The sequence below is a fragment of the Embleya sp. NPDC050493 genome, assembly GCF_044458105.1.
Taxonomy (GTDB): domain Bacteria; phylum Actinomycetota; class Actinomycetes; order Streptomycetales; family Streptomycetaceae; genus Embleya.
Genome location: NZ_JBITHP010000004.1, coordinates 235,499 through 252,247, shown reverse-complemented (window position 1 = coordinate 252,247; position 16,749 = coordinate 235,499). Strand labels below are relative to the sequence as shown.

The following is a 16,749-nucleotide window of genomic DNA, read 5'->3' as shown; positions in this document are numbered from 1 at the left end:
GGAGCACGGAACATGCCCGCATCGGAGCGATCGCCCTACGACGTCCTCGGAATCACCCCGGCGGCCACCCCACCCGAGGTGCACGCCGCCTACGAGCGGGCACTGGCCCAAGCCGTCGGCACCGCCGAGCGCGAGGCCTGCACGACGGCCTACCTGCACCTGCGCAACACCGGCCGCCGATTGGGCGCCGACATCCTGGAGTACGCCGCGCCCGACCCGGCAACCACCGCCCGCGAAGCCTTCGCCGGCGTCGCCGACGAGCCCTTCCTGCCCCCCGACGCCCCTCCCCCACCCATCGCCGGCCTGGTCGTCCTCCGCCGCACCGACTCCACCGCCGACCACCAAGAACCCCCACCCACCAACGGCACCTTCGCCACCCCCACCCGCTTCACCCCCACCCCCGAAGTCCTCCCCCCGATCGACATCCCCCACTGACACCCCCACAGCCCACCCAAAACGAGGCCATCCCCGGCCCGGGTTCACGGTGCGACGGTGCGAGTGACGGTGACGACCAGGACTCCGGCGCTGATCGTGTAGCGGACGAACACCCCTGAGATCGTGACCTCCCGGCGGTCTCGATCGCCGCCGACCTGCACGGAGCCGGACCCGTACGGGTCACGGCCGATGGACGAGTCCACGGCGTTCTTGAAGGACCGGACCTGTCCGGAGGACAGGGGCTTCAGGCCGTCTTCGGCCTCATTCGTGTATTGCACGCGGTAGCTCACGTGATCGCGTTCCCGTCCCGGTCGACGCAGTCGCCGAAGTCGCCGGCCCTGAGACGCTCGTGCGCGGCCTCGTCGTCCTCCTGAGCCTCCGGTGGGAGCGCCCAGTGCAAGATGGCGTCCCGTTCGAGCCGATCGAGCGGGGTCTCGTACATGACCTTGTCGAACTCCTCGCGGCGCTCCTCGGGAAGAGCGGCGCGGATCTCCGCAAGCGTGTTCGGCAACTCGATGCGCTCGCCACGAACGACGGTGGTCCTGGGCATGGGCGTCCTCCCATTCACGGTGACCACCCAGGATGGCACCGCTCCATTCCCGATCGACACCCGGCGCACACGAGTGGAGCACACACGACCCGGAGTGCGCCCCGGCAACCCCCGGAGTCCCCGCAGGCCACAACCCGCGCAGCCGGTGGAGCATCGGCAACGCGGCCGGCGCATTCGCCGACCGCACCTCACCGCACGCAATCAGGTCCGGTGCCTCCTTCAGCGGCACCCATTCGACCCGATCGGATTCGAACGCGTCCTCCGCATGCGCGTCTCCTCGGCCCAGCCGCCTGCCGTGATCGATGACCGTCGCACACGGGTGCGGTACGCGAACCGGTGTGCACCTGTGCTTGCGCTACTCGGTTTCACCCATGGCGTTTCGCAGCCAGGTGAGACTGCCGGTACGCAAGAGTTCCTCGGCGAGGCGCTTCGCGGACTCGGTTCGGATTCGTTGCCGACTGTTGGTGATCCAGCGATCGACGTTCACGTGGCCCTGGTCGCGGTACTCCAAGGCCTGCACGAGGCATTCCAACTTGTCGGCGTCACCGGCACAGATCGCCTCGGTGGTTTCACGGGCCTCGTACTCGCCGATGATCGACCGCATCAGCGCGCCCAACCCCGCAGGCATTCCCAGCGATTGGTCGGCGGCGATCCGCTCGGCGTCACCCTTGCCGACGTACTTCTGACTGATGTGCGCGAGATCCCCGGTGCGGGTCTCGCCGGTGTCGTGCCACACGCTCAGGAGCGCGGCCTTCGCCGGGTCGGCGCCTTCCAGTTCGGCAATGATCGAGGCAAGGAGCGCGGCGCGCCATGAGTGTTCGGCGACCGACTCCGGGTCCTTGACGCCGGCAATCCACCATCCGGTGCGCTTGTGGTTCTTGAGCGTGCCCGCCTCGAAGAGGAAATTCGCCACGCTGTTCATGCCGTCGTCGCCCACCCGGTGCCCCTCACCTGTGTTCTACGTCTGCGACAGGCGGATCGCATAGCGAACGGCGTCCAACTCGCGCCGGGCTTGCGCAGACAACGTCCCACCATCCAACAGGACATCCACCCGTTCGCAGTCGGCCATGCATCCACGATGTCGTATCCGATGCCGGTCGAGGGCGGTCGGCGATGCACCGGACTGGAGCAGTCGCTGCAGGTCGGCAAGCAAGTGGCCAACGGGTACCGCTGCAATGGGCGGGTCCCGCCGGTCTACCCCTTGACGATTGCGTCGATGGCGTCGGCGAGCTTGAAGTCGAGTTCGGTCACCACTCCACCTGCGGAGTAGGTGGTCATGCTGAAGCGCAGTTCCTGCCAGTGCAGTTCGACGTCGGGGTGGTGCTCCAGTTCCTTGGCGATCTCGGCGACCTCGACGATCAACCGCACACCGTCGTGATAGTCGACGGCATAGACCTTGGCGATGCGCGTCGTGTCCCCGGACCACCCCTCCCGAGCCGCGAGTTTCGCCGCCACCTCGGCTGCGTCGAGGGGTGTCCGCTTGCCCATGAAGTTCTCCTCAGCCGTTTGCCGGCCGGCCGGCCAGGTCGGCCACGAGCTGCTCAGCCTGCCTTACTTCAGGCTCGTGGTGCCAGGGGGCCAGTTGCCGCCACGCGGCCTCGACTTCGCCGTGCAGGCGCGCCGACGCGGTCTCATGGGCGACCCGGACCGCGCCGACGAGAGCATCGACACTCTCTGGCAGGCGCCGCTGATCCGCGAGCGCGGACGCCTGGCGAGCGAGGAAGACCCCGCCATCGCGGCGCGATGTCGGCGGCAGGGCACTCAACACCTGTTCCCACAGAACGGTCGCCTCCACACCCACGTGGAGCCGGCTGTAGCAGGTCGCGCGCTGGATTTCGACGTAATCTTCCGTGCGGCGGCACGCGTTCCCCCAGGGATAATCGTCGTCCACACGCCCGAGGAGCTTGGCCGCTCCATCGAGGAAAGCGTCGGCTTCTGCTCGGTTGCCGAGCATTGCGTGGCCGTGGGCAGCCTGTTGCATGGCTTGTACCCGCACTTTCGGACACAGCCGTCGCCCGTCACGGAGAGCCGACGACGACAACTCCACCGTGGCACGCCCGTCACCCGTGTCCATCGCAACCATCGCCTTGTTGGTCAGGGCGTGGCTCACGAGTTGCGTGTCTCCGGCGCGATGCGCGAGCTCCAGGGTTTGGTTCGCCCACGCGGTCGCCTGCCTGAGGTCACCGGTGTCCTGATACAGCCAGGTCACCAGGCCACAGTAGGCTGCGGCGACCTGGAGGAGGGGTCGCCTGACCTCTCCGCTCGCCTGGTTCAGAAGCTTGACGATGAGCTGGTATTGGACAATCACGGTGGGGACCAGGTGATGCGGACCCAGCATGACGTCGGCGCGATAGTGCCCGTCCAACTGCTCGTGGAAGTAGTCGACTATCGCGGGATCCACGCATCGACCGGATGGCCCGGCGCCGAAGGTGGCGAGGGGAAGAGTTGAGGCGGCGAGGAATTGCCTTCGGTCCACGGGCTCCACGCTAAGCAGCGGCGACGGGCATTGTGATGGCGCTTCGGGGCGTTTGGGGCCGATGCCGAGCTCGGCTTCGGTCAGTCCTGTCAAAGCGACGAGGACGCGCCGGTAGATCGGTCGGGGCCGTGTGGTGTCGCCGTCTTCCCAGCGGGCGATCAGTCGGGCATCGACGGAGATCTGTCGTTCGCCCATCTCGTCTGCCTTGGCCTGGAGTTCCCGGGCGAACTCGGCTCGGGACTGCTTCCATTGGTCCTCGCGGACCGCGCGCAGGCGAAGGTTCGGTGAGCGATTGATCGCCATGGCGGTCCCCAGATATGCGGCGACGATGGCACCACGCTATCCACCCCCGCGGTCAGGGGTCGCGGGATCGGTGTGGAAATGCCATCGGTTTGCCATCGACAGCGACATCAATCTGCATGGCGTTCCTCGCGATGATCGTCACGTCCGGATCGACCTGCCAGGTGGGAGCACGCGTGATGAGCATCGAAACACCGAAAATCACCGTCAACTCCTCTGGTGACCCGGACCACCCGATCCGGATCACCGCACCAGGTCGCGACCCCCTCGACGTGACGCGTGCGGAACTCACCACCCTGGTGCACGAGTCGCGGATGCATCTGATGCGTACGTTCCCCACCCCGCCGATCGCCGGTGGTGTCCCGGACTCGGGCGGCTGAGCCTCGCCCGATGCCGCCCGTCCCGACCGTTTCCGGCGGGCGGCACCCGGTCCCCGGCCTTCGGCGAGGCCGCGGGGCCGGGTCCCCACCCCTTGCCCGGCCGGGCGCCTGAAGACCCCCGCACGCTCGGCCGGGCAAGGCCACCGACCCGGTGGTCGTGCACCAACCACCCCACGGCCGCTGGGCCCCCGCCGGCCTCGCCCAAACCGCCACCGAACACGCGGCGGCGCCGCTCTCGGCCGGGCCCGGTCGTGCCGGAGCCGAGCCACACGGACGAGGCACCACCACCCCAGGGTCGTGTCGCCCAGCGCTCGACACCCCCCGCCATCACCTTCCGCATCCGAGGAGCGCTCATGTCCGCCCAACCCCCCTGGTCGGTCGGCGACCACCTGTGGCGCAAGCTCGGCCCCCGCGACCACCACCTCGGCACCATCACCAGGATCTGGCACGACGGCGCCCGGTGGATGGTCGAATACGAACACGGCATCCGAGCACGGGAGACGGTCACCGCGCCCGCCGCCGAGATGTACAAGGGCGGCACCATCACCCGGCCGGTCTGAATGGCGGCGCCGGCCGGAGCGGTTCACCCCTCGCGCGGCCGGGCGCGGAAGCCCCTCTTCGGCAACGCTTCCGTGGTGGGCTCGGCCGACTCGATACTTCCAGCCCGTCGGAGTCGCCCGTGCGGATCGCTTCGGGTGGGTTACGGAACACGAATGCCCCTGTCACGGGTCGATGACAGGGGCGTTCGTGGTTCGTGCTTGCTCAGCAGGCCACCTTGGCCATGGAATTCACCGGGCTCACGATGGCCGTGCGCTTCATGATCTCGGCCAACGTCGTGTCCTTGGTGTAGCCACGAGATCCGATGGTGACGGACTCCCGGGCGCCGCCGGCCTCGTCTTCCGGTCCGACGGAGAGGGGAAATGTCATCAGGAAAGGTTCCGAGATGGCAATCGCGACGGAGAATGCATCACCCTGCTCATCCAGCTGGGTGAACAGCCAATCGAGCGTGTCCGAGGAAACAGCACAGACGTAGACGACCTCGCCCACTTTGTTGCGGATCCCACCCAGAAGTTCGGGGACATGCTCGGGGACCTGAAGAGCGGTGGCGATGCGGGTGTAGACCTCCAACCGCTCGCCGTGGTGCTTGTCCGTTGCCAAGCGCGTGACGAGTTCGCCTGCTTCGAGGTCGTGCAGGCGTTCGTGATGCTCCACGATTTCGAGCGGGCGGGCCTCTTCGAAATGGAAGGCCAAGGCGTCGAGCAGGTCCGCGCGCAATTCGTCGAGGGTCGATCGGCCCAGCATGAAACCGGGTGCCTGGGGTGACGTCGCGTAAAAACCGGTCTGGGTATCCCGAATGATCAGGTGGAAGAGTTCGCTCATTTCGCGCCCACCGCCTTCAGTGCATCGTTCTCGCTCAGACCTACCTGCTTCACCAGGATGTCGCGGACCACTCCGGGTGCCAAACTCTCGCCGTCGTGGAAGGCGAACGTAAGCGGAGGCATTCCTTCCGTCTTGAGTCTACGGTGCGAGCCGTTTTGGCGAGCCACGACGTAGCCGAGACCGAAGAGGATCTTCAGTATCTGCGCAGCTTTGAGCGAAGGGAACGGATTGGGCACTCGCCGTCCATGTGGTGAGGGGGCCGCGGATGATCAGGCGAGTTCCCGGTGTCGAGAAGTTCACGACAGGTGAGTCAAGCAGGGCGTTCGGGTGTTTGCCGGGAGAAGGGCATTGTTCACTCGAAGGCGCGATGCCGACGGTGCAACCGAGCCGAGCCGCCTCCGGACGCGCGAGCGCCGGACGGGCCTGGTGGGTCCGTCCGGCGCTTGGGGGGCATCCGGGTGCTAGCTCTTCGTGGCCATCGCTCGCAGGAAGAAGGTCAGGTTGGCCGGGCGTTCGGCGAGGCGTCGCATGAAGTAGCCGTACCACTCGGCGCCGTACGGGAGGTAGATCCGCATCAGGTCGCCGCGCTCGACGATCCGGGCCTGCTCCTCCGGGCGGATCCCGTACAACATCTGGAACTCGAAGCTGCCCGGCGCCCGGCCGGCCAGGTCCGCCAGGTGTCGCGCGATGGCGATCAGGCGCGGGTCGTGCGAGGCCACCATGGGGTAGCCGGCGCCCCCCATCAGGATCCGCAGGCACCGCACATACGAGCGGTCCACGTCGCCCTTGTCCTGGAACGCGACCGACTCCGGCTCCTGGTAGGCGCCCTTGCACAGCCGTACCCGCGAGCCCTCGTGGGCCAGGTCCCGGCAGTCCTGCTCGGTGCGGTGCAGATAGGCCTGGAGCACCGCGCCCACCCACGGGAAGTCCGCGCGCAACTCGCGCAGGATGCCCAGCGTCGAGTCGGTCGTGGTGTGGTCCTCCATGTCCAGGGTGACCGTGGTGCCCACCCGCGCGGCGGCCACGCAGATCCGCCGAGCGTTGTCCAGCGCGATCCGCTCACCGTCGCCGGGCAAAAACTGCCCGACGGCGGAGAGCTTGACCGACACCTCGGCGCTGCGCGCGAGCCCGGTCGCGCCGAGGGTGTCGAGCAGCGCCTCGTACGCGTCCACCGTCGCGTCGGCCCGGGACCGGTCCGTGGTGTCCTCGCCCAGGTGATCGAGCGTCACCTTGCGTCCGGTGTCGACCAGTTCGCGGGTCACCCGGATCGCGTCCGCGAGCACGTCGCCCGCCACGAAGCGGTCCACGATCGCCCGGGTCGGCGGCAGGTGCTCGACCAGCGAGCGGGTCCGCGGCGAGCGGGCCGCCGCGAGGATGGGGCTGCGGAGCATCTTCTTCTCCCGAAGTACCGGTGGGGTGAGGGTGGGTCAGCCCATGTGCGGGTAGCGGTGGTCCGTCGCCGGGACGAACGTCTCCTTGATCGAGCGCGAGCTGGTCCAGCGCATCAGGTTCTGCATCGCGCCGGCCTTGTCGTTGGTGCCGGACGCGCGCCCGCCGCCGAACGGCTGCTGACCCACCACCGCGCCGGTGGGCCGGTCGTTGATGTAGAAGTTGCCCGCCGCGAAGCGCAGCACGTGCGCCGTGTGCGCGATGACCTCGCGGTCCTGCGCGATGATCGCGCCGGTCAAGCCGTATGCGGACACCGACTCCATCTGGGTGAGCATCGCCTCGTACGCGTCGTCCTCGTAGACGTGCACGGCCAGGATCGGGCCGAAGTACTCGTCCTTGAAGATCTCGTGGTCGGGGTTCGCCGAGACCAGCACGGTGGGCCGGACGAACCAGCCGACGCTGTCGTCGTAGCTGCCGCCCGCGACGACCTCGACCGTGTCGTCGGCGTGCGCGCGGTCGATCGCGGCCTTGTTCTTGGCGAACGCGCGCTCGTCGATGACCGCGCCCAGGAAGTGGCTCAGGTCGGTGGGGTCGCCCATCGACAGACCGTCGACGGTGGCCAGGAAGTCGTCCTTGAAGCCGCTCTCCCAGATCGAGCGCGGGATGTAGGCGCGCGAGGCGGCCGAGCACTTCTGCCCCTGGTACTCGAACGCGCCGCGCACCAGCGCGGTCCGCAGCACGTCGTGGTCGGCGCTGGGGTGCGCGACCACGAAGTCCTTGCCGCCGGTCTCGCCGACGATCCGCGGATAGGTGCGGTAGCGGGCGATGTTCTCACCCACCGTGCGCCACAGGTGCTGGAAGGTGGCGGTGGAGCCGGTGAAGTGGATGCCCGCGAGCGCGGGGTGCTCGAGCGCGACCTCGGAGACCGCGATCCCGTCGCCGGTGACCAGGTTGATCACGCCGGCCGGGAGCCCGGCCTCTTCGAGCAGGCGCATCAGCAGTACGGCCGAGAAGGTCTGGGTGGGCGAGGGCTTCCAGACCACCACGTTGCCCATCAGCGCCGGTGCCGTGGGCAGGTTGCCCGCGATGGCGGTGAAGTTGAACGGGGTGATCGCGTAGACGAAGCCCTCCAGCGGCCGGTGGTCCGTCCGGTTCCACACGCCCGGGCTGCTGATCGGCTGCTCGGCCAGCACCCGGCGGGCGAAGTGCACGTTGAAGCGCCAGAAGTCGATCAGCTCGCAGGACGAGTCGATCTCGGCCTGCTGCGCGTTCTTGCCCTGGCCCAGCATGGTCGCGGCGGCGAGCGTCTCGCGCCACGGGCCGGCGAGCAGGTCGGCGGCCTTGAGGAAGATCGCGGCGCGGTCGTCGAAGGACAGGTCGGCCCACGCGGGCGCGGCGGCCAGGGCGGCGTCGATCGCGTCCCGGGCGTCCTGGGTGCCGGCGTGCGCGAAGGTGCCCAGGCGGGCGGCGTGGTTGTGCGGCTGGACCACGTGGCCGCGCTCGCCGGAACCCATCCGGCGCTCGCCGCCGATCGTCATCGGGAGGTCGATCGGGGCCGCGGCCAGTTCCTTGAGCTTCGCTTCGAGGCGGGCCCGCGCGGGCGTGCCGGGGGCGTAGTCGTGTACCGGCTCGTTGACCGGGGCGGGGACCTGGGTCACAGCGTCCAAAACGGCGCTCCTGTTCGGTGATCTGGGTGTGCGGCGATCCGGGTGTCCGACGGTGCGGCGATCCGGGTCGTCGGCGGCCCGGGTGGTGCCGCGGTCCGGCGGTCCGGGGCGCCGGTGGTGCGCCGGCCCGGCGGTCGAGGTGTCCGGCGGTGCGGGAGTGGTGTCCGGCGGCCCGCCGGTCAGGTGTCCGGCGCGCTGCCGAATGCCTGATCCGCGAGCGATTCGGGCGTGGATCCCGTGCTCAACGGTAGGCCGGACGTGACTCCGGGTGTTTATCCGATCGGTTAAACTCGAAACTTCCCGCTTGGCTCATCGGCCAACATCCACGAAGGGGCCGCACGTGCCCGAAAGCGGCGTCCCACTCCGCGAACTGCTGGCCGCTCTCGGCGGCCCGGTCGGCGACGGCCCGGTCCGGGTGGCCACGGCCGGCGGCGGCCTGGAGGGCCTGGTCCGGCACGTGTCGATCCTCGACCCCGAGGAGGAGCCGCACGCGATGCCGGGCGACCTGCTCCTGGTGGTCGGCCTGCGCGGCCGGGCGGCGGCGGGCACGGTCCGGGCGGCGGGCGCGGCCGGCGCGGTGGCGGTCGCGGTCAAGGGCGAACACGCGGCGCTGCGCGAAGTGGCCGACGCGGCCGGCGTGGTGCTGCTCTCGGTGCGCCCGGAGGCCCGCTGGGAGCAGGTCGCCGCCCTCGCGCACGCCGCGTTGGACGAACGGCCGGACGCCGAACCCCCGGACGGCGGCGACCTGTTCTCGCTCGCCCAGACCACCGCGATGCTCACCGGCGGCGGAGTGAGCATCGAGGACAGCGCCAACCGGGTGCTCGCCTACTCGCGCGCGACCGGGCCGGACGAGGCGGACGAACTGCGCCGGTTGTCCATCCTGGGCTGGCAGGGGCCGGAGGAGTACATGGCCCGGCTGCGCGACTGGGGCGTCTTCCACCGACTGCGCAGCACGACCGAGGTGGTCGCCGTCGAGGAGCGCCCGGACCTGGGCATCCGCCGCCGGCTTGCGGTCGGCGTGCATGCGGGCGGGCGTTGGCTGGGCACGATCTGGGTCCAGGAGGGTCGGCAGCCGCTCGCCGAGCGGGCCGAGGAGGTGCTGCTCGGCGCGGCACGGGTGGCCGCCCTGCACCTGGTCCGGCGACGTACCCGGCTGCCCGCCGAGGCCGGCGTGACCCGGGAGAGCGTCGCGGGTCTGCTCACCGGCGCGGTCGCGGCCCGGACCGCCGCCGCGCAGTTGGCTCTGGATCCGGTGCGGCCGGTGCTGGTCCTCGGCTTCGCGGTACGGGCGAGCACGCCGGACGAGTCGTCCCAGGAACTGGCCAGGACCGAGTTGGCCAACCTGGTCTCGGTGTACGCGGCGGCCCGGCACAGCCACGCGCAGGTCGCGCCGCTGGGCCCGCGGCTGTACGTACTGCTGTCCGCGCCGCCGGCCGAATCGGTGGCGCTCGGTTGGGCACACGAGATCGCCGAGGCCGCGCACGGGCACCTGGGCCTCACCGTGCGCGGCGCGGTGGGCGATCCGGCGCCGAGCCTGGCCCGCGCGGTGGCGGCCCGGGAGTCGGCCGATCGGGTCCTGGACGCGATGGCGGCCGGCGGAGTGTCGGCCGAGGTGGCGGCGCTGTCCGAGGTGCGCCCGGAGGTGTTGTACGGCGAGGTCCAGGCGCTGCTGACCGATCAGCGGCAGATCCGCGACCCCCGGCTGATCGCGCTGCGGGCGCACGACGCCGAGCACGACACGGAGTACGCGAACTCGGTGCTGGCCTGGCTGGATGCGCTGGGCGACGTGCGGGCCGCCGCCGCGGGGCTGCACATCCACCCCAACACGCTGCGCTACCGGATTCGCCGGGCCGGCGAACTCACCGGCCTGGACTGGGCCGACCCCAAGACCCGTCTGCTCGCCGCGCTGTTGCTGCGGCTGCCGGATTGAGGGCGCGCGGTGGTCGGGGCGGTGGGGCCTTCGGTGAACGGTCGCTCCGGGGAACGGGCCGGGGGGTGCCGGTCCGTTCGACGAACGAAGCGTGGGTTGCGGTCGGTTCGGTGCACGTGACTCGGTGCACGTGGCGCAGCGCACGTGGTTCGGGACGCGATCGGCCCGGTCAACGAGCCGTGAGCCCGGGTCGGTGGGGCCGAACCGGTGGTCGGCCGCGGCCACCCCGTGGCGGAACGCTCAGACTCGGATGCCCAGTTCGGCCAGCAGGTCCAGGCTCACGTACTCGCCCCCGGTGCGCGACGCCGGGCCGTCGCACAGTTCGAGCGTGGCGGAGACCATCTGGTCCATGGTCTCGATCTGATCGGGCCGCAACTGCCCGCCGACCAGTTCTTCGGCACCCTCGCTGAGCACCGCGGCGCGCGGCTCGATGGTGTTCACCCGGATGCCGGTCCCGTACAGCTCCGCGGCCAACGCGTTGGTGATCCGGTTCAACGCGGCCTTGGACGCCCCGTACACCGCGGTCTTGGTGCCCAACACGCCCAACTCGAACGGTGGCCCCGCCCACGGCCGCGCGGTGCCGCTGGTCACGTTCACGATCCAGCCCTCGCCTCGGCCGGCCATCGCCGGCACCACCGCCTGACACAACTCCATCGGGGCGAGCACGTTCACCTCGAAGTGCAGCCGGGCACGCCGCTGCGGATACACCCGCAAGGACGCGTAGGAGGCCATCGCCGCGTTGTTGACCAGGATGTCGATCGGCCCGCCGAGGCTCTCCTCGGCGGCCGGGACGATCCTGGCCCGTTGCGCCTCGTCGGACAGGTCGGCCACCACCACGGCGCTGCGCCGACCGTGCCGGGCTATCAGCGTCTCGGTCCGCTCCAACGACCCGGCCAGGTTCCCCTGCCGCAACGTCCGTGCGGTCACCGCCACATCGGCACCCTCGGCCGCGAGCCGCACCGCCAACGCCGCCCCGATACCCCTGCTGGCCCCGGTGATCAATGCCCTACGTCCCTCGAACCGCTTGACCACGGCGTCCCTCCCTGGTTCCGGACAACTGCCTGCCGACACCATCCTCACAACAGTGGACTAGGTCAACCATCAGAACCCGAAATCCCACGACCCGGAATCCACGACGCACGCCCCGCCGCCGAACGCATGCCCCCGGAGCAACCGGGCGCACACCACGGCGCGTGCTCCGTTCGTGTGCGCCGGCTGTCGTTCGCGGTCGGTGCGCTGTCACGCTGAGGGTATGGACGAGCAGACCCCAGACCCGCGCGAACCCGAGCACGTGATCGGCTTCGGCGGGACACATCACGCCACCCCCGCCGAGATTCGGGCCGAACTTCCCGCGGGACTCCGCAAAGAGTTCGAGGCCGAGTACGCAGCAGCTCTCGACGCCGCTCGCGACGACGGTGATCTGCAGCCCCTCGCCAAGATGCTGGGCCCCTGGCAGGCGGAGGTACGCATGCGCCGCAGCCCGGACTGGCCGGAGACCGAGGAAACCCTGCGCAAGCTCAGGGCCGGCCTGCCCGTCGACACCGTGCCCGCGGATCAGGTGGAGCGGGGAGGGCCCTGATGAGCTACCGCGTGGAGTCCACATACACCGTGCAGAGGTGGGTCAAGGGCGCACCGGCTCACGCCGCGCAGGCCTACTACGACATGGTGGGCAGGCTCGCATCCGACCCATGGCGCGTCGGTTCCCCGACCAGGTCCTCGAACATGCGAGAGTACGCCTTCTGCGTGGAGGGCACCGCGACCTTCGTCATCGAGGACCGGTGTGTGACCGTCACCATCGTCCAGATCAGTTGACGCCGGCCGATCAACCACGACGACCCGGCACTGCGGCTCGGCCGCAGGCGCCGGACGAACCCGATCGGCTCGTCCGGCACCTGCGCGGTGGAACTAGCGCGGCAGACCCAACTCCCGGGCGATCAGCATGCGTTGCACCTCGCTGGTGCCCTCGCCGATTTCCAGGATCTTGGCGTCGCGCCAGAAGCGGGCCACCGGGTATTCGTTCATGAAGCCGTAGCCGCCGTGGATCTGGGTGGCGTCGCGGGCGTTGTCCACCGCGCTTTCCGAGCTGTACAGCTTGGCCAGCGCGGCTTCCTTCTTGAATCGCTCGCCGTGCACCAGCAGCGAGGCCGCGTGCCGCCAGGCCAACCGGGAGTTGTGCGCGCGCATCTCCATGTCGGCGAGCTTGAAGGCGATCGCCTGGTTGGCGCCGATCGGCCGGCCGAACGCCTCGCGTTCGCCGGAGTAGCGCACCGATTCGTCCACGCATCCCTGGGCCAGCCCGGTGGCCAGCGCCGCGATGGCCACCCGGCCCTCGTCCAGGATGGACAGGAACTGGGCGTAGCCCCGGCCGCGTTCGCCGAGCAGGTTCTCGGCGGGCACGCGTACGTCGGTGAAGGACAGTTCGCGGGTGTCCGAGCAGTTCCAGCCGACCTTGGAGTACGGCGGGGCGACGGTGAAGCCCTTGGTGCCGGCGGGCACGATGATCGTGCTGATCTCCTTGCCACCGTCGCCCTTGGTGCCGGTGACCGCGGTGACGGTGACGAAGCCGGTGATGTCGGTGCCGGAGTTGGTGATGAAGCACTTGCCGCCGTTGATCACCCACTCCCCGGTCGCCTCGTCCAGGCGTGCGGTGGTGCGGGTGGCGCCGGCGTCCGAGCCGCCGCCGGGCTCGGTCAGGCCGAAGGCGCCGAGCATTTCGCCGCTGGTCAGCTTGGGCAGCCAGGTCTCCTTCTGCTCCTTGGTGCCGAACCGGTGGATCGGCATCGCGCCCAGCGAGACGGCCGCCTCCAGCGTGATGGCGACCGAGGAGTCGACCCGGGCCAGTTCCTCCAGCACCAGGCCGAGTGCGAGGTAGTCGCCGCCCATGCCGCCGTACTCCTCCGGGAACGGCAGCCCGAACAGACCCATCCGGCCCATCTCGCGCACGATCGCGTACGGGAACTCGTGCTTCTCGTACAGCTCGCCGATCGCGGGCGCGATCACGTCCTTGGCGAACTCGGCGACGGTTCGCCGTAGTTGCTCGTACTCGTCGTCGAGGCGGTGGTCCAACATGGGGCAGGCTCCCGGATTCGGTGGCGGGGCGGCTCGGTGCGCTCGTGGCGACACCGGTCCATGGGGGTGGGTCGGTCGGCCGCCGGTGGGCAGCCGGGTGGTACTAGGAGTTCGGGTCGGTCAGCGTCAGGCCGTGTGCGTCCACCCGCTTGCCCGCCAGCGCCTGAACCGCGCGCGAGGGGCTGGGGCGGCCGAGCAGTTCGGCCATCCACACGCTGGTGGCGACCAGCGCGCCCAGGTCGACGCCGGTCTCGATGCCCAGGCCGTGCAGCATCCAGACCAGGTCCTCGGTGGCCAGGTTGCCGGTCGCGCTGTCCGCGTACGGGCAGCCGCCCAGGCCGCCGGCCGAGGCATCCACGGTGGTCACTCCGAAGCGCAGCGCCGCGAGCGTGTTGGCCAGGGCCTGGCCGTAGCTGTCGTGGAAGTGCACCGCGATCTTCTCGGCCGGCACGCCGGCCTCGGCGAAGGCGGTCAGCAGCGCGGTGACGTGTCCGGGCGTGGCGACGCCGATCGTGTCGCCCAGGCTGAGCTGCGAACAGCCCATCTCGACCAGGGCCTTGCCCACCCGGACCACCTGGTCGAGCGGTACCGGGCCCTCCCACGGGTCGCCCCAGCACATGGACAGGTAGCCGCGCGTATCGATGCCGGCGGCGCCGGCCCGCTCGACCACCGGACGGAACATCTCCAGCGATTCGGCCACCGTGCGGTTGAGGTTGCGCCGGGCGAACGTCTCGGTGGCGCTGCCGAACACCGCGATCCGACGCGCGCCCAGTTCCAGCGCACGATCGAGGCCGCGCTCGTTGGGCACCAGGACGGGCAGCCGGCGATCCGCCGTCGCGATCTCGGCGTCCGCTTGTACCGCCGCGAACACCTCGGCGGCGTCCGCGAGTTGTGGCACCCACTTGGGCGGTACGAAGCTGGTCACCTCGATCGTGCCCAGCCCCGCGCGGGCCAGCCGGCGGACGAACTCGACCTTGGCCTCGGTGGGCACCACACCGGACTCGTTCTGCAATCCGTCGCGGGCACCCACCTCGTGAATGAACACCCGCTCCGGCAGCCCGGGTTCGCGGTGGGTGTCCGGCAACTGTCGCGTCATCGGGCCTTCGCCTCCAGGTCGAGCGATCCGCCGAGCGGAGCATCCGAGGACCCGGCAGCCGGCCCGCCCGGCGCCGCGGCGACCGACCCCTCCACCGACTCGTTCCCGTCCGCGGCCGACGGCTCCTGCGGCGTCACCACCGCCAGCGTCTGATCCATCGCCACCGACGCACCGGCCGGCGCGCCGATCTCGGTGACCACGCCGTCGAAGGGCGCGGTCAGCGCGTGTTCCATCTTCATCGCCTCCACCACGACCACCGTCTGGCCGCGGGTGACCCGGTCCCCGACCGCGGCCTTGACCACGGTCACCGTGCCCGGCATCGGCGAGGTCAGCGCGCCGCCGGCCGCCGCCCCGCCGGCCGCCTCGGCCCGTACGGTCTCCACCTCGCTGACCCGCCAGGTGTCCGGCCCGTAGGCGAGCCAGCGCACCCCGGACGTCTCGGCGACGTAGTCGAAGCGCTTGGTCAGGCCGTCGTGCGCGACCGCGAGCCCACCGGGCACGACCTGCACCGACGCCGGTACCGGCGGGCCGCCGTCCACGGAGACCTCACCGCCGCGCACCCGCACCTCGATCGGCTCGCCCGGCCCGATCCGCAACACGTGCGTGTCCCAGGCCGGCCCGCCGACCCGCCACCCGGTCTGCGCCGAGAACGGATCCACCCACCCGGTGCCGGTGTTGCGTTCGGCGCGCGCCGCGAGCGCCGCGGCGACCGCCACCTCCGGCGGCGCCGGATGCCCGGTCAGGTCGTCCGTCCGGGCCTCGACCAGCCCGGTGTCCAGGTCGCCCGCGAGCACCGCCGGGTCGCCCAACAGGCGGTACAGGAAGCCGAGGTTGGTGGTCACGCCCAGCACCCGGGTCTGCGCGAGGGCCGCACGCAGCCGGGTGATCGCCGTCGCACGGTCCTCGCCGTAGGCGATCACCTTGGCCAGCATCGGGTCGTAGGAGCTGCCGACCTCGCCGCCCTCGCGCAGCCCGGAGTCCACCCGGACGCCCTCCAGGTCCGGCTCACACACCGTCAGCACCCGTCCGCCGGTGGGCAGGAAGCCCCGATCGGGGTCCTCGGCGTAGATCCGCGCCTCGACCGCGTGGCCGTGCATGGACACGTCGGACTTGCCGATCGCGGCGCCGGCGGCGATCCGCAGCTGGCTCTCCACCAGGTCGACCCGGGTGACCAGTTCGGTCACCGGGTGCTCCACCTGGAGACGGGTGTTCATCTCCATGAAGTAGAACGAGCCGGGATCGTCGGCCGGCACGATGAACTCGATGGTGCCCGCGCTGACATAGCCGCAGGCCCGCGCGGCGCGCACGGCCGCGGCGCCCATCTCGGCCCGGGTGTCCGCGTCCAGCAGAGCGGACGGGGCCTCCTCGATGATCTTCTGGTGCCTGCGCTGCAGGCTGCACTCGCGTTCGCCCAGATGCACGACCGTGCCGTGGGTGTCCGCGAGCACCTGGATCTCGATGTGCCGGGGCCTCTCGATCCAGCGCTCGATCAGCAACGTGTCGTCGCCGAACGCGCCCTTGGCCTGCCGGCGGGCCGCCGCGATCTCGTCCGCGAGCAGCGCGCCGTCGTGCACCAGGCGCATGCCCTTGCCGCCGCCGCCCGCCGACGGCTTGATCAGCACCGGGAACCCGATCTCGCGGGCGATGTCGACGAGTTCGCCGTCGCTCATGCCGGCCGCTCCGCCGCCCGGAACCACCGGCACGCCGAAGGCCGCGACCGTCTCCTTGGCCCGGATCTTGTCGCCCATCAGCTCGATCACGCCCGCCGGGGGTCCGACGAAGACCAGCCCGGCCCGCTCCACGGCGGCGGCGAACGCGGCGTTCTCGGAGAGGAATCCGTATCCCGGATGGATCGCCCGGGCACCGGATCGCAGCGCCGCGGCGACCACCGCGTCGCCGTCCAGATAGCCGGGCACCGCAACGGCCACGTCCGCCTCGCGCACGTGCCGCGCGTCGGCGTCGCCCGGCCCGTACACGGTGATCGCACGCACGCCCAGTCGGCGCAGCGTGCGCAGCACCCGGACCGCGATCTCGCCTCGGTTGGCGACCAGTACAGCCTCGAACACGTCGTGACCCC

At 70.6% G+C, this 16,749-nt stretch carries 19 protein-coding genes and 1 pseudogene; 6 read left to right on the top strand and 14 right to left on the bottom strand.

The genetic code is table 11. The annotated features are described in order from the left end of the window. Nucleotides 1–12 precede the first annotated feature (12 nt). The gene (locus tag ACIBM5_RS11200; protein ID WP_391585038.1) at nucleotides 13–435 is read left to right on the top strand and encodes a hypothetical protein; all 423 of its coding nucleotides are present in this window, start codon (nucleotides 13–15) and stop codon (nucleotides 433–435) included. 44 nt (nucleotides 436–479) lie between these two features. Here the strand turns inward: ACIBM5_RS11200 and ACIBM5_RS11195 are convergent, their stop codons facing one another. The 6 genes and pseudogenes from ACIBM5_RS11195 to ACIBM5_RS11170 all read right to left on the bottom strand — a co-directional run bounded on the left by ACIBM5_RS11195 (nucleotide 480) and on the right by ACIBM5_RS11170 (nucleotide 3,764). Further along, on the bottom strand, nucleotides 480–725 hold the full coding sequence (locus ACIBM5_RS11195) for a hypothetical protein (protein WP_396006573.1): 246 nt from the start codon (nucleotides 723–725) through the stop codon (nucleotides 480–482). Then, nucleotides 722–985, bottom strand: a complete 264-nt coding sequence (locus ACIBM5_RS11190; protein ID WP_396006572.1) for a hypothetical protein — start codon at nucleotides 983–985, stop codon at nucleotides 722–724. Before ACIBM5_RS11190 ends, ACIBM5_RS11195 begins: the two co-directional genes overlap by 4 nt. A gap of 136 nt (nucleotides 986–1,121) precedes the next feature. Next, nucleotides 1,122–1,247: pseudogene (locus ACIBM5_RS11185) on the bottom strand (NUDIX hydrolase); the annotation flags it as partial. 93 nt (nucleotides 1,248–1,340) lie between these two features. Continuing rightward, the gene (locus tag ACIBM5_RS11180) at nucleotides 1,341–1,907 is read right to left on the bottom strand and encodes an HD family hydrolase (RefSeq protein WP_396006767.1); all 567 of its coding nucleotides are present in this window, start codon (nucleotides 1,905–1,907) and stop codon (nucleotides 1,341–1,343) included. Between the two features lie 272 nt (nucleotides 1,908–2,179). Further along, the gene (locus ACIBM5_RS11175; protein WP_396006571.1) at nucleotides 2,180–2,473 is read right to left on the bottom strand and encodes a 4a-hydroxytetrahydrobiopterin dehydratase; all 294 of its coding nucleotides are present in this window, start codon (nucleotides 2,471–2,473) and stop codon (nucleotides 2,180–2,182) included. Nucleotides 2,474–2,483: 10 nt separating this feature from the next. Then, a complete protein-coding gene (locus ACIBM5_RS11170) occupies nucleotides 2,484–3,764 on the bottom strand; it encodes a Twin-arginine translocation pathway signal (protein ID WP_396006570.1) in 1,281 nt (426 codons plus the stop codon). Nucleotides 3,765–3,940: 176 nt separating this feature from the next. Here ACIBM5_RS11170 and ACIBM5_RS11165 point away from each other — a divergent pair, with 176 nt between their 5' ends. Continuing rightward, complete coding sequence (locus ACIBM5_RS11165) at nucleotides 3,941–4,141, top strand: hypothetical protein (RefSeq protein ID WP_396006569.1); 201 nt, start codon at nucleotides 3,941–3,943, stop codon at nucleotides 4,139–4,141. Nucleotides 4,142–4,494: 353 nt separating this feature from the next. Beyond that, nucleotides 4,495–4,701, top strand: a complete 207-nt coding sequence (locus tag ACIBM5_RS11160; protein ID WP_396006568.1) for a hypothetical protein — start codon at nucleotides 4,495–4,497, stop codon at nucleotides 4,699–4,701. 202 nt (nucleotides 4,702–4,903) lie between these two features. Here the strand turns inward: ACIBM5_RS11160 and ACIBM5_RS11155 are convergent, their stop codons facing one another. From ACIBM5_RS11155 to pruA, 4 genes are all read right to left on the bottom strand, one after another. Further along, the gene (locus tag ACIBM5_RS11155; RefSeq protein ID WP_396006567.1) at nucleotides 4,904–5,521 is read right to left on the bottom strand and encodes a hypothetical protein; all 618 of its coding nucleotides are present in this window, start codon (nucleotides 5,519–5,521) and stop codon (nucleotides 4,904–4,906) included. Further along, nucleotides 5,518–5,757 (bottom strand): type II toxin-antitoxin system HicA family toxin, encoded by a 240-nt coding sequence (locus tag ACIBM5_RS11150; protein WP_396006566.1) that lies wholly within the window; start codon nucleotides 5,755–5,757, stop codon nucleotides 5,518–5,520. Before ACIBM5_RS11150 ends, ACIBM5_RS11155 begins: the two co-directional genes overlap by 4 nt. A 225-nt stretch (nucleotides 5,758–5,982) precedes the next feature. Beyond that, entirely contained in the window at nucleotides 5,983–6,912 is a 930-nt protein-coding gene (locus ACIBM5_RS11145; RefSeq protein ID WP_396006565.1) for a proline dehydrogenase family protein, read from the bottom strand. A 36-nt stretch (nucleotides 6,913–6,948) separates the two neighbouring features. After that, nucleotides 6,949–8,577: an L-glutamate gamma-semialdehyde dehydrogenase gene (gene pruA / locus ACIBM5_RS11140; RefSeq protein WP_396006564.1), complete on the bottom strand. Its 1,629-nt coding sequence runs from the start codon at nucleotides 8,575–8,577 to the stop codon at nucleotides 6,949–6,951. 340 nt (nucleotides 8,578–8,917) lie between these two features. On the opposite strand from pruA, the gene ACIBM5_RS11135 reads away from it, so the two are divergent. Further along, entirely contained in the window at nucleotides 8,918–10,507 is a 1,590-nt protein-coding gene (locus ACIBM5_RS11135) for a PucR family transcriptional regulator (protein ID WP_396006563.1), read from the top strand. A 240-nt stretch (nucleotides 10,508–10,747) separates the two neighbouring features. Here the strand turns inward: ACIBM5_RS11135 and ACIBM5_RS11130 are convergent, their stop codons facing one another. Next, the gene (locus ACIBM5_RS11130) at nucleotides 10,748–11,539 is read right to left on the bottom strand and encodes an SDR family NAD(P)-dependent oxidoreductase (RefSeq protein WP_391585032.1); all 792 of its coding nucleotides are present in this window, start codon (nucleotides 11,537–11,539) and stop codon (nucleotides 10,748–10,750) included. Between the two features lie 220 nt (nucleotides 11,540–11,759). Between ACIBM5_RS11130 and ACIBM5_RS11125 the strand changes: the two genes are divergently transcribed. Together ACIBM5_RS11125 and ACIBM5_RS11120 are read left to right on the top strand one after the other, a co-directional pair. Continuing rightward, nucleotides 11,760–12,086 carry a DUF6247 family protein gene (locus ACIBM5_RS11125; protein WP_396006562.1) on the top strand — a complete coding sequence of 109 codons (327 nt, stop codon included), beginning with the start codon at nucleotides 11,760–11,762 and terminating at the stop codon, nucleotides 12,084–12,086. Next, entirely contained in the window at nucleotides 12,086–12,319 is a 234-nt protein-coding gene (locus tag ACIBM5_RS11120; protein WP_396006561.1) for a hypothetical protein, read from the top strand. Before ACIBM5_RS11125 ends, ACIBM5_RS11120 begins: the two co-directional genes overlap by 1 nt. Before the next feature lie 93 nt (nucleotides 12,320–12,412). Here the strand turns inward: ACIBM5_RS11120 and ACIBM5_RS11115 are convergent, their stop codons facing one another. From ACIBM5_RS11115 to ACIBM5_RS11105, 3 genes are all read right to left on the bottom strand, one after another. Continuing rightward, a complete protein-coding gene (locus ACIBM5_RS11115; RefSeq protein ID WP_391585146.1) occupies nucleotides 12,413–13,573 on the bottom strand; it encodes an acyl-CoA dehydrogenase family protein in 1,161 nt (386 codons plus the stop codon). Nucleotides 13,574–13,679: 106 nt separating this feature from the next. After that, the gene (locus ACIBM5_RS11110; protein WP_396006560.1) at nucleotides 13,680–14,672 is read right to left on the bottom strand and encodes a hydroxymethylglutaryl-CoA lyase; all 993 of its coding nucleotides are present in this window, start codon (nucleotides 14,670–14,672) and stop codon (nucleotides 13,680–13,682) included. Beyond that, the gene (locus tag ACIBM5_RS11105) at nucleotides 14,669–16,738 is read right to left on the bottom strand and encodes an acetyl/propionyl/methylcrotonyl-CoA carboxylase subunit alpha (RefSeq protein WP_396006559.1); all 2,070 of its coding nucleotides are present in this window, start codon (nucleotides 16,736–16,738) and stop codon (nucleotides 14,669–14,671) included. Before ACIBM5_RS11105 ends, ACIBM5_RS11110 begins: the two co-directional genes overlap by 4 nt. Between the last annotated feature and the right edge of the window lie 11 nt (nucleotides 16,739–16,749).